Annotated in this window: 12 protein-coding genes and 1 rRNA gene; 7 read left to right on the forward strand and 6 right to left on the reverse strand. The window is 32.6% G+C overall.

Annotated features, from left to right (window positions below; translation table 11 throughout):
* The first annotated feature begins 1 nt into the window (after nucleotide 1).
* Together OZP08_RS17745 and OZP08_RS17750 are read left to right on the forward strand one after the other, a co-directional pair.
* On the forward strand, nucleotides 2–1,222 hold the full coding sequence (locus tag OZP08_RS17745; protein ID WP_268847420.1) for a sialidase family protein: 1,221 nt from the start codon (nucleotides 2–4) through the stop codon (nucleotides 1,220–1,222).
* Nucleotides 1,223–1,379: 157 nt separating this feature from the next.
* A complete protein-coding gene (locus tag OZP08_RS17750; protein WP_281322485.1) occupies nucleotides 1,380–2,672 on the forward strand; it encodes a DUF389 domain-containing protein in 1,293 nt (430 codons plus the stop codon).
* Between the two features lie 266 nt (nucleotides 2,673–2,938).
* On the opposite strand, the gene OZP08_RS17755 is transcribed toward OZP08_RS17750, so the two are convergent.
* Entirely contained in the window at nucleotides 2,939–3,421 is a 483-nt protein-coding gene (locus OZP08_RS17755; protein WP_268847421.1) for a hypothetical protein, read from the reverse strand.
* 194 nt (nucleotides 3,422–3,615) lie between these two features.
* On the reverse strand, nucleotides 3,616–5,079 hold the full coding sequence (locus OZP08_RS17760; RefSeq protein WP_268847422.1) for an aminoacyl-histidine dipeptidase: 1,464 nt from the start codon (nucleotides 5,077–5,079) through the stop codon (nucleotides 3,616–3,618).
* A 147-nt stretch (nucleotides 5,080–5,226) separates the two neighbouring features.
* Here OZP08_RS17760 and OZP08_RS17765 point away from each other — a divergent pair, with 147 nt between their 5' ends.
* Complete coding sequence (locus tag OZP08_RS17765) at nucleotides 5,227–6,288, forward strand: DUF3810 domain-containing protein (protein ID WP_281322486.1); 1,062 nt, start codon at nucleotides 5,227–5,229, stop codon at nucleotides 6,286–6,288.
* A gap of 1 nt (nucleotide 6,289) precedes the next feature.
* Here OZP08_RS17765 and OZP08_RS17770 read toward each other — a convergent pair whose 3' ends face one another.
* Nucleotides 6,290–7,387 (reverse strand): lactonase family protein, encoded by a 1,098-nt coding sequence (locus tag OZP08_RS17770; RefSeq protein ID WP_268847424.1) that lies wholly within the window; start codon nucleotides 7,385–7,387, stop codon nucleotides 6,290–6,292.
* A gap of 417 nt (nucleotides 7,388–7,804) precedes the next feature.
* Between OZP08_RS17770 and OZP08_RS17775 the strand changes: the two genes are divergently transcribed.
* Nucleotides 7,805–8,308, forward strand: a complete 504-nt coding sequence (locus OZP08_RS17775; RefSeq protein ID WP_281322487.1) for an RNA polymerase sigma factor — start codon at nucleotides 7,805–7,807, stop codon at nucleotides 8,306–8,308.
* Nucleotides 8,305–8,958, forward strand: coding sequence for a DUF8845 family protein (locus tag OZP08_RS17780; RefSeq protein ID WP_281322488.1), 654 nt, complete (start codon nucleotides 8,305–8,307; stop codon nucleotides 8,956–8,958). The genes OZP08_RS17775 and OZP08_RS17780 overlap by 4 nt, the downstream gene beginning before the upstream one ends.
* Before the next feature lie 29 nt (nucleotides 8,959–8,987).
* Here OZP08_RS17780 and OZP08_RS17785 read toward each other — a convergent pair whose 3' ends face one another.
* Nucleotides 8,988–9,797: a lysophospholipid acyltransferase family protein gene (locus OZP08_RS17785; protein WP_268847427.1), complete on the reverse strand. Its 810-nt coding sequence runs from the start codon at nucleotides 9,795–9,797 to the stop codon at nucleotides 8,988–8,990.
* Nucleotides 9,798–9,924: 127 nt separating this feature from the next.
* Entirely contained in the window at nucleotides 9,925–10,572 is a 648-nt protein-coding gene (locus tag OZP08_RS17790) for an NUDIX hydrolase (protein WP_268847428.1), read from the reverse strand.
* Nucleotides 10,573–10,662: 90 nt separating this feature from the next.
* On the opposite strand from OZP08_RS17790, the gene OZP08_RS17795 reads away from it, so the two are divergent.
* On the forward strand, nucleotides 10,663–11,100 hold the full coding sequence (locus tag OZP08_RS17795; RefSeq protein ID WP_268847429.1) for a DUF4268 domain-containing protein: 438 nt from the start codon (nucleotides 10,663–10,665) through the stop codon (nucleotides 11,098–11,100).
* Between the two features lie 89 nt (nucleotides 11,101–11,189).
* Nucleotides 11,190–11,831, forward strand: a complete 642-nt coding sequence (locus OZP08_RS17800) for an endonuclease III domain-containing protein (protein ID WP_281322489.1) — start codon at nucleotides 11,190–11,192, stop codon at nucleotides 11,829–11,831.
* Nucleotides 11,832–12,173: 342 nt separating this feature from the next.
* On the opposite strand, the gene rrf is transcribed toward OZP08_RS17800, so the two are convergent.
* Nucleotides 12,174–12,283: ribosomal RNA gene (gene rrf / locus OZP08_RS17805) — 5S ribosomal RNA — on the reverse strand.
* Nucleotides 12,284–12,293: the final 10 nt, after the last annotated feature.

Raw genomic sequence — 12,293 nt, forward strand, 5'->3', positions numbered from 1 at the left:
AATGAAAAATAAACATTCATACCTATTAATTTTACTTATTATCTCTTTATCAAATGGATTTGCGCAAAAAATAAATTCATTACCGATACCCATAATAAACGAAAGCAATATCAAAACGAGCTGTCCTTTTTTTACAAAAAATTCAAAAGGGATTCCAGTAATAAGTTTTGCCAAAGAAATCAATAATAAAGAAACAGTACTCTGCTATTCTCTATTTGATTCCAACAAAAAGAAATTTCTTAACCCAACAGTAATTGAATCCAGCAGAGGAGTAGAATTACACGGAGAAAATGCTCCGAAAATAATTTTCAAACCTAATAATGAAATTATTGCGGTTTGGGGTATTAACAATGCGAGCGAAAAGAAAAAATACGGTGGGTTGGTCAAATACTCCCAATCATTCAACGATGGAAAAACATGGACCAAAGCAAGTGATTTGGTAAAAAATCCATCCAGCATAGACCAACGCTATTTTGATATTGATTTACTTCCTAATGGTGAAGTAGCAATAATCTGGTTAGACAATAGAACAGATACAGATAAAGAAGGCTCAACGCTTTATTATGCAGCAACCGTTGGAACATCTGGATTCCAAAACGAAAAGCCCATCGCTGAAACCACCTGTCAATGCTGTCGAACTGATTTATTTATCAGTAAACAAGGAAAAATCAACGCAGCATTTAGAGACATCATAAATGATGAAATCCGCGATATGGTACTAACCTATTCTGATGATAACGGAAAAACTTTTTCGGAACCTAAACGAATTAGCCCAGACAACTGGAAGATAAACGGATGCCCACACACTGGCCCAACCATGACCGAAAACGAAAACGGATTGCACTTCGCCTGGTACACATCTGGCGGAGGTTCTGGGGTTTTTTATTGCAATTCTGCCGATTATGGAAAAAATTTTACGAAACGAAATATTGTCAGTGACAAACCATCGGCAAGACATCCACAAATCACATCGTTAAACAATAAAGATGTATTTGTTGTTTGGGATGAAACAGTGACAGAAAAAGATAATATGTCTGTTAAAATTGGTTTACAACACCGAGACAAAAACGGAAAAATCATTACTACAAAATTCATTTCACAAAAAGACAAAACGGCTACTTTCCCAATCATAGAGCCAATTGATAATAACCAGCTTTTAGTGGCTTGGAGCCAAGAATCAACAGATGAAAATGTTTACTATAAAATAGTTACCATAAATTAATCCTGTCACAAAAAAATCTCTTAAAAACAAGCTTCAATACAATCCTCAATTGGTTTTCTGATTGAGGATTTTTTTATGCAGGTACCAAAAACACAAGAAAAAATATATTGAATTATTTACCTAAATTTACTTAGAGTAAAATAAAACCGATTATCAAATGAATAAATTAGTAAACAAACTCATCAATTTTATAGATCTTCAAAAAGGAGAAGAGGACCAAAAAAAGGTTTTAGAAAACATCATTAGCAATATTTCATTTAGAGGTTCTAATTTATGGATTTTGGCCTGTGCTATTGTCATTGCTTCTGTTGGACTCAATGTCAACTCGACCGCTGTGATTATTGGGGCTATGCTTATTTCGCCACTAATGGGACCTATCGTTGGGGCTGGTTTTGGATTGGGGATGTATGATTTTGAATTGGTCAAAAAATCGATCAAAAACCTTGCAATAGCCACCGTAGTCAGCTTAATCGTTTCATCTGTTTATTTTTATATTAGTCCGTTCAAAGAAGTCCAATCAGAACTTTTGGCTCGTACTTCACCCAATATTTATGACGTTCTGATAGCTTTTTTTGGAGGATTGGTTGGTGTCATTGCTGTTACGAGAGTCGAAAAAGGAAATCCAATTCCAGGAGTCGCTATTGCCACTGCTTTGATGCCTCCTTTGTGTACTGCCGGTTATGGACTGGCAACCGGAAATTATTTGTTTTTTGGAGGAGCCTTATATTTATACACCATCAATTGTGTTTTTATATGCATAGCTACTTTTATCATTGTAAAATTTCTAAAATATCCCATTGCCAAACAAATCGATTTAAAACATCAAAAACAAGTAAAACAAGGAATTACAATACTTTTATTGATTATGATTGTTCCCAGTATTTATTTTGCCTACCAATTATTTAGCGAAAAAAGATATATACAACGAACCGAAGCATTTATTGAAAATGAATTTACTCAAAAAGATTTTACACTCATTTATAAAAGAACCGATTATAATAGCAATCCAAAGATTTTAGAGCTAGCCTTTTTATCGAAGCGATTCAATCCATTAGAAATCAAAAACTTTAATCAAAAATTAAAAGAGTATGATTTACTTAATACAAAACTACTCATCAAACAAGATACCTTCGATTTGAAAAATGATATTCTAAATACCATCAATAACCATAAAAAATCTAGCGTCAGCAAAGACGAGTTAATTAATAACTTACAAAAAAAGATTTCAAACTATCAGGCCAACAATACTATGGTTAGCAAGGAAGTTGCAATTTTATTTCCAGAAATTAAACCAATAGCTATAACACAATATTCGAACGAAGACAAAACCATTCCCGTTTTATTGTACAAAAGCAAAACCAATTTGAATTTAGATTCAAAAAGAAAGCTTATTATTTGGCTAAAACAAAGACTCGAAAAAGATAGTATAGAAGTATACAGACAACACTAATAGTCTGATTTAGAATCAAAAAAAAGAAGTATCTTTATTAGACTGAAATTTTAAAAACAACTAAAAACATACGATCATGTCAAAAAGTCTAGACGCAAAGAAAAACGTCAAAAAAGAGCCTCTTAAAACCGCTAAAGAAAAAAAGGAAGAAAAGAGAGAAAAGAAAAATAATCCAAAAAGGGATTAAAAATTAGCACTCAGTACTTAATTTATAGTGTTCAGTTCTTTTGTAACTGAACACTATTTTTTTAGCAGAATAATTATATTTATTTTTTATTCATTTGTACCAATTGTCCATAGGTTGGAATCTGTTGCATGATTTGTGCTCTAACCAAAGTTAACAAATACACCTCAGATTGATAAAACTGAAATGCGAGCGTAGCATTAGTTGCTTTTTTTATTTTTTTATAATAAGTTTCCAAGGTTTCCTCTTGGTCTTTTCTGTTTTTAAAATAGTCCATAGCCAAAGATTCAGCTAATGCGGTATTCAAGTTACTATAAGACATAGCTGTTTTTTCATACAATTTCATTCTTTCAACAGCTGTCTTTTTATTTTCCAATTGATATTCATCGTAGATTTTCCAAAAAACTTCAGTATCTGCTGCTGGTATTGCAACAAGTTTAGCAACTGCTTCTTTTTTCTGTACTCCTAAAAGGTTTATCATAGCTTCCAATTCAGCATCAGACTTTTGAGAATAAGTGGCTACGGTACTAGCAAAAAACAACATTAATAATAAATTCTTTTTCATAAGTGTTAATTTTTTTTATTTGGTTAATATCATTTAGGCTTGTATTAATTAATTTAACTAAACAACATGTCTAAAATAGTAATTTTCTGCCTAAACCAATTATTTTGATAAAAAATAAAAATTGAATATCCCTATAAAAAAAATAGTGTTCAGTTACAAAAGAACTGAACACTATTTTCATTGAATACTTACTATTATTTCAATGGAATATTCTCTAAAATTTCTAATACAAATTTCCAGTATTTTTGAGCAGAGGAAATACTTGCTCTCTCGTCTGGGGAATGTGCACCATGAATAGTTGGTCCAAAAGAAATCATATCCATATCAGGATAATTAGTTCCCAGAATTCCGCATTCTAATCCAGCATGACAAGCAGCTACATTTGGTTTCTCTCCATTTTGTTTTTCGTAAATAGAAACTAAAACATCTAATATTTCAGACTTAGGATTTGGTGACCAACCTGGGTAAGATCCTGAAAATTCAACTTCACAACCCATTAATTCAAAAGCAGAACGCAATGCATTAGCTAAATCAAATTTTGATGTTTCAACAGAAGAACGTGTCAAACATTGAATCGAAAGTTTCCCCTCTCCTACTACAACTTTGGCTATATTATTTGAAGTTTCAACCAAATTATCAAAATCGGCACTCATTCTATAAACACCATTGTGAGCTGTGTATAACGCTCGAACAAAATAAAATTGAGCTATCGATGGCATAACTGTTGCTGGAACAGTATCTAATTTTTCGAACACCACTTCAAGATTTGGCTCTGTTGTTTTAAGCTCGGCTTTAATTTCGTTTACGATTTGCTGCATGTCAAACACAAAAGCCTCGTCATAAACTGATGCTATGATCACTTTTGCCATACTTTCACGCGGAATTGCATTACGAAGACTTCCTCCGTTGATTTCAGCAATTTGCAATCCAAAATTATCAAAACCATCAAATAATAAACGGTTCATAATTTTGTTGGCATTCCCTAAACCTTTATTAATATCCATTCCTGAATGCCCACCGTTCAATCCTTTTACCTTTATAGTATAAGCAACCGAACCTTCCGGAGTTTCCTCTTCATCATATTCTGCAGTAGCAGTAACATCAATTCCACCAGCACATCCAATACCTATTTCATCATCTTCTTCGGTATCTAAATTCAACAAAATGTCACCTTTAAGAATCCCACCTTTCAAATTCAAAGCACCAGTCATTCCAGTTTCTTCGTCAATAGTAAACAAAGCTTCAATAGCTGGGTGCGGAATATCTTTGCTTTCTAAAATCGCCATAATAGTCGCTACTCCAAGACCATTATCAGCACCAAGAGTAGTTCCTCTAGCACGAACCCAATCCCCATCTACATACATATCGATTCCTTGAGTGTCGAAATCAAAAACTGTATCGGCATTTTTTTGGTGTACCATATCCAAATGTCCTTGCAAAACAAGAGCTTTTCTGTTTTCCATTCCAGGAGTGGCTGGTTTACGAATAATTACGTTACGGATCTCATCTTCAAAAGTTTCTAATCCTAAACTAGTCCCGAAGTTTTTCATAAACTCGATTACACGTTCTTCTTTTTTAGAAGGACGAGGGACTGCATTTAAATCGGCAAATTTGTTCCAAAGCGCTTTTGGTTCTAGATTTCTTATTTCTTGGCTCATTCTGTTATATAATTTTTAATTAAAAAGGTTTAAAACAATAAAACCTCAAAGTTACAAACTCCTTAACCTAGTTTTATAAAAGTTTTAATTTATTTTAAAATAAATAATCCCTCAAAATTTGTTTCTTTACAATACAATTTATAAAAAATGAAACGCAGTTACATTCTACCTTTATTTTTGTTAATACAAATCGTAATTCTAAAAATTATTCAATTTTTTCCAGAATGCATAGAACGTTTTTACAGCAACGGATTGTATGTATCTGTATCGAAAACTTTGAGAATCCTTTTAGGAAAAATTCCTTTTTCTATAGGTGATTGCTTGTACTTCATCCTGATAGTTCTTCTTGTACAATGGTTGTGGATGAAAAGACAATCCTGGAAACTGGAATGGAGAAGCAATTTCTTAAGTATTTTGAGTGTTTTATCGGTATTTTATTTTTTATTTCACATTCTCTGGGCATTGAACTATTATCGTGAACCATTATTTGAAAAAATGACTATTGAAAAAGATTATACTGATGCAGATTTATTAGCCTTTACAAAAAAAATAATTGCTAAAACGAATGCAATTCAAAGTCAGATCACAAAAAATGACAGTACGAAAGTCGTTTTCCCTTATTCACAAAACCAAGTTTTTGAAATGAATCGAAACGGATATAAAAATCTATCCAGAGAGTATGACTTTTTTACTTACTCTAATTTGAGTATCAAAAAATCACTATTTAGTTTACCCTTGACCTATATGGGCTTTGGAGGTTATTTGAATCCTTTTACCAATGAAGCTCAGGTAAATTATTTAGGTCCAATGTACAGTTTCCCAATGACGACTAATCATGAAATGGCCCATCAGATGGGGTATGCCAGCGAAAGTGAATGCAATTTTATTGGCTTTTTATCTTCTATAAAAAACGACAATTTGTATTTTCAATATTCCGGTTATAGCATGGCTTTACGATATTGTCTGGGCAATTGGAAAGTGCGCAACGAAAAAATATTGAAACAGTTACTCAAAACCGTTAATCCCGGTATTTTAAAAAATTATAAAGAGAGTGAAGATTTTTGGCAAGACTATCAAACCCCAATAGAAACTGGATTTCATGCTATATATGACAATTTTCTAAAAATGAATCAGCAAAAAGACGGTATGGATAGTTATAGCAAATTCGTGAATCTAATGGTAAATTATTATAAAGTAAGACCGTTGTAATTTATGGGTATTCCTTAATTTGCACACAAGAGGCATTTTTTACTTTCATTTCTTTTCCTGATTTATTTAATAATCCTGTAACTGAATCTCTCTTAAAAACTACCAGATTTCCTGTAGATTGATTTGCTACTATAACGAATTTCCCATGGGAGTCGATAGCAAATATTCTTGGAGTTCTTCCTAAAATAGGTTGATAGCCAACAGTTTTTAAAGTTCCATTATTTTCTATCGAAAAAATGGCAATATTATTTTCTTCACCACGATTGGAAGCATACAAAAAGCGTCCATCTGGTGAAATGTGTATATCACCACTATTAAACCCGTCTGTAAACTCATCAGAATGAGCCGCTATTCTTTGAATATTATCTAGTTTACCATTCACATATTTATAAGCACTAACAGTCCCTGTGAGCTCTTCGATGCAATAGGCAAATTTCCCGTTAGGATGAAATGTAAAATGTCTTGGTCCGCTTCCTAATACAGCCGGAGTAAAAGAATATGAAGCTTCTTGAAGCGGTTCTTTTTGTAAACTATCAAATTGATAACATCTAATTTTATCTGCTCCCAAATCAGGCAAAAAAACATAATCATGATCCGGAGTAAATACACTAGAGTGAACATGCGAACGATCTTGTCTCTCTTTATTGATGCTCCCTTCCGAATACGAGATTTTTTGTGTTATTGGACTTATTTTGCCATCTGAAGCAATTGGATAAACAGAAACGCTACCTTCAGTATAGTTAGCGTTTACAAGCCATTTTCCGTTTTTATGAACTGAAAGGTATACTGGATTTTCACCACCACTTTTTTGGCTGTTGATAAATGTCAAAGTCTTATGCTGAGGTTTGAATTCAAAACTGCTGACATTTCCTGCATTTGGCGTTTTGGTATCCGTACAAGCATAAATATAATTGCCATTGGGAGATACTGTTAAATACGAAGGATTTAGAATATTTTTGACAGTTGTTATTTTCTTTAATGTCCCAGTTATAGTATCTAATCTAAAAACATATATCCCTTTTTTACTTTTATTCCAATTGTAAGATCCTACAAACACATATGTGTTTTGTGAATAAAAATTGAAACTTATAAATAACATACATAAAACTGTTATTATAGTTTTTCTTCTTTTTGAAATTAAATTTGGGATTCCTCTTTGGAGATTTGATACTTGCAAAATTATTCTTTTATAGGCTTAGAAGTTGCTAAGTTATGCCATTTTAATTAGGTTTGCATCACAAAATTGGCTGCATAAACTTTCAAGGAACAGTCGAGTAATCTATTTTACATTCTATATCTTTTTTTGAGAATATCTTATGAAAAACTTCTTCTCTGGATTAGCCCCGATGGGAGCGATATCCTTTTTATGAGGCCTTTTTTTCAGCCTTATAAAAAGATAAAGTGTACAGCGGGAGAAATGCTCTTATGAATGATTAATTTGTGCTCCTGATTATTATTTAAAATAAAAAAAGTTTCGTTTTGTAACAAAATAGACTAGTGTTGTACTAACTGAAATATGAGCGCGAATTTAGAACCTTCTTTTGTAAAGCAACTGCAAGAAAACCAGAATATAATCCACAAGATTTGTAGACTGTATACTGCTGGCGAAGATGCGCACAAAGATTTATTTCAGGAAATTACGATTCAGTTATGGAAAGCTTTTCCTAAATTTAGGGGAGACAGTAAATTTTCGACCTGGGCTTATCGAGTCGCCTTGAATACGGCAATTACTTTATATCGAAAAAATAAACGGACTATATCGACAGTTGAATATGAAGGCAGACAGCATTTTACACATGATATTGAGTATAATTATGAAGAAGAGGAACAATTGAAATTAATGTATGAAGCGGTTTATCAGCTGAATGATATAGAAAAAGCGTTGGTGTTTATGTATCTGGAAGACAAGGATTACACCGAAATATCGGAAACTTTAGGAATAAGTGAAGTGAATGCAAGGGTAAAAATGAATCGAATAAAAGGGAAATTAAAAAAAATATTAAATCCATTAGGCGCATGAAAGAGTTGGATTTATTAAAAAAAGACTGGAAAAAGAACACTGCATCTTTTGAACAGGTATCGGAAAAAGAAATATACAAAATGATTCATAAAAAATCATCTTCGATCGTGAAGTGGATTTTTATGGTAAGTGTGATTGAACTTAGTTTGGGGTTGGTTTTAGGATTGGCTTTATCATTTACCAAGTATGATGAAAAAAATGTGGAGTTAATTAAACATTTAGGAATTTACGGGTATTATATAGCCACTACAGTGGTATTGTATGCTGTTATCCTTTACTTCATCTATAAATTTTATACAATGTATCGTAAAATTTCGGTTGATGATAACACCAAAAAATTAATTTCTACGATATTAAAAACGAGAAAAGTGGTTAAACAATATATTGCGTTTAACTTATCCTTTTTCGCCTTGTTTTTTATCATTTTTGGAGGATATATGTTCTACGAAGGATACTTGGAAGGTGCTTCAAAAAATGGGACGCTAAATCCCGAAATGCCATTAAATATTGCTTTAATATCCTTACTGGTATTGATTGTTGCCACTGCTTTATTGACCTTCTCTTTTTGGTTAGTCTATAAACTTATCTATGGTATTTTATTAAAACGTCTGCAGAAAAACTTCGAAGAATTGAAGAAAATAGATTTATAAAAAAAGAGGCAATTGCCTCTTTTTTTATTTTAATATTCCCATTGTCTTTTCTTGTTCAATTCTTCTTGCTCTTTTAATTCTTCAGCAGGAATTACTTTTAGGAAAGAAGGATGTTGCTCGATGGCATATTCAACTTTTTCTACAATTTCTTCAATAGTATCATTATCATAATCAAAATCCAAAGGCTCTTTTATAACAAGTGACTGGAGAATTCCTTTCTTTTTCATATACAGTCCTTTTTTGCAAAACGAGCGTCTAAAACCGTCAATTACTATAGGAACAACTATAGGTCGGTGTTGTTTTATAATGTGTGCTGTTCCTTTTCGAACGGGTTTAAAAGATTTAGTAGTTCCTTGCGGGAAAGTAATTACCCAGCCATCATCTAAAGCAATTTTAATATTCTCTGTGTCATTCGGGTTTACATCTTTTTTCTCTTTTACATCTTCCCCTTTGGCACGCCAGGTTCGCTCAACTGAAATAGCTCCCGCATAAGCCATAATTCTAGGTAACAATCCCGCATTCATAGTCTCTTTGGCAGCAACATAATAGATATTCAATTTGGGACGCCACATGTACCAAACATTTTTTATAGAATCTTCACGTCCGCTTAAACTGGCATTGAATACATGAAACATAGCCGTTACATCGGCAAAATAAGTTTGATGATTAGAAATAAAAAGAACATTTGTGTCAGGCAGATTTTTAATAATCTCAGAACCTTCTATTTGTAGTTCATTAAAACCACGATAACGCCTATGACTAATAAATCCGAAGATTCTAATCAACCATTTTTTTATAAATAGTATATGTCCAAAAGGATTTCGTTTAAATAATCCCATAAGATTGTTTATTTGTTTTTAGATTTGGGAGTACAAAATTACGATATTTTTTTGTGTTTTTTGGATTCAAACACTACAATGCTTCAATTGGAAGCTAAAAACTGAGGGATTTAGAAGACAATAAATATTACTTAGAAGATAACAATTCTTTTAAAAACACCTTTAATTCGCTCAACATCATAGCAGTTGCCCCCCAAACAATGTGCTCATCTATTTTGAAAGCGGGTACATCAACAGCATTGGCATAGGAAGTCTTAATTTTTGAATTAACTGTAATAGTGTCACTTAAAAAAGTAGATAATGGCAATTCTATTATTCCAGATACTTCTATCGGGTCTGGATAAAAAGTGATTTCTTCTTTGCAAATTCCCAAGAAAGGGTAAACCATAAAATTACTTGGTGGAATATATAATTTTGTAAATGCTTTTACAATTTCAATTTCACTTGGTAGAATCCCAATCTCCTCATAAGTCTCCCTTAAAGCTGTCTCCTCAAAATTGGCATCTTCATTTTCATATTTACCCCCAGGAAATGCAATTTGGGATGAATGGACACCTTCATAAGAATTTCGAATTATTAAAACTAAATGCGTAATACCATCTTTAGGATAAAGCAACATCATTACTGCAGCATTTTTGGGTTTTATTTCCTCGAAATTTAAATTTTTCATAATTTCAAGACGTTCTTTGGGCACCATAATGTTATGCGCATCTACTCCTGGAAGATTTACAGCACTAAAATGAGGAACAATTTGTAAAAAATCTTGAAAATCCATAATCAAAGGTTATTTTTGCAAATAAAATAATTATAAATATAGTTTAGAAAATAGTGCTACACAAATTTTCTCAAATCTAAACCTAAAGATATGTACAGCAAAGAAGAAAATCAAAAACTAAAACACGAATTTTGGGTTGATTTTGCTCAAAAATACCCAAGAAAATGGGTATTGTATGATACTAAAATAAAAGATTTTTCCTTTAAGTTCTATGTCGAAAATAAGAAAGCACAAGTGCATATCGATATAGAAATGAAAAATAAAGAATTGCGTATGCAATATTTTGAAAAACTCGAAGCACTAAAAAATATACTTGAGGAAGAATTTATCAAAGATTTGGTTTTTGAAAGAAACCACACACTCGAAAATGGAAAAACTATCAGCCGCATTTGGGTCGAAAAACTGAATGTAAGCGTAAGCAACCGTAATCATTGGGATGAAATATTTGATTTTTTCTATGAAAAAATGAATGCTCTCGAAATGTTTTATTTAGAATACGACGGTTTTATAAAAGATATAGAGATCTAAGATTTTGGAATAGCAATTTCTGATTGTAGATCTTATACTGAAATTTGTTAATTTAGAAATTGTTATTCATCATTCAAAAATCAAAACTTATGGACTTATTTGGAGAAAAAAACGATTGGACAACCAAGTTGGCCCCAATCCTTAAGAAATATAAAGGGAGAAAACACCCTTTAGAGTACCAGAATTTGTATCAATTGGTTATCATGGTAGTACTTTCGGCACAAGATTCGGATGCCAATATTAATTCTATTTCTCCTGCTTTGTTTGAAGCATTTCCAAATATGGAACGATTAGCTGCTTCAGATGAAGAAACCCTAATTCCATATATATCTAAAGTCAGAAATTTTGGTACCAAAGCCAAATGGCTACTTGAAATTGCACAAACAATTCAAAAAGACGAAAACATACCCCTTACCATGGAAGGCTTAACGGCACTGAAAGGCATCGGAAGAAAATCAGCCAATGTCATTATGCGTGAAGCCAAGGTTCCTGCAGAAGGAATCATTGCCGATTTACATGTCATTCGCGTCTCCCCAAGAATTGGATTAATTCCAGAAACACAAGACGGCAACAAAGTTGAAAAACAATTGATGCAAATCTTACCAAAAGAAATTTGGAATGAAATTGGCATGGCTATTTCGTTTCTCGGAAGAGAAATTTGCAGACCAAAACCAAAATGTGAAGAATGTCCAATTAATTCTATTTGTGAGTATTATAGGGTCAATCAATAATATTCAAACTCCATTTAGAGGAATAATTATAAAATAAAACTTTTTCTTTATCAGCATTATTGCATGCCCCTCCGGGTCGGGCTGTCCATCATATTTTTTCTTTTCCAAAAGAAAGAAAAGAAAAGAAAAGAAAAGGATGCTATTCCTATCCCTCATGCAATCTGGTATTCAAAACAAGCTTGAGCAATTTCAAAACCATACTTGGCTAAAAACCACATGATTTTCAATGCTTATCGCTCAGCATATCGATTAATACTTGGGATTTGTTATTGGTTTGCAATCACGAGATGGATATTTTGTAAAACAAAAAACCCCGTTTCGTTAGAAACGGGGTTTTCAAAAGAAAGGCGACGACATACTCTCCCACATAACTGCAGTACCATCTGCGCAGGCGGGCTTAACTACTCTGTTCGGGATGGGAAGAGGTGAGCCCCGCCGCAATAACCACCTTAAGGTCGTTTT

This window comes from Flavobacterium aestivum (assembly GCF_026870175.2).
GTDB classification, from domain to species: Bacteria; Bacteroidota; Bacteroidia; order Flavobacteriales; family Flavobacteriaceae; genus Flavobacterium; species Flavobacterium aestivum.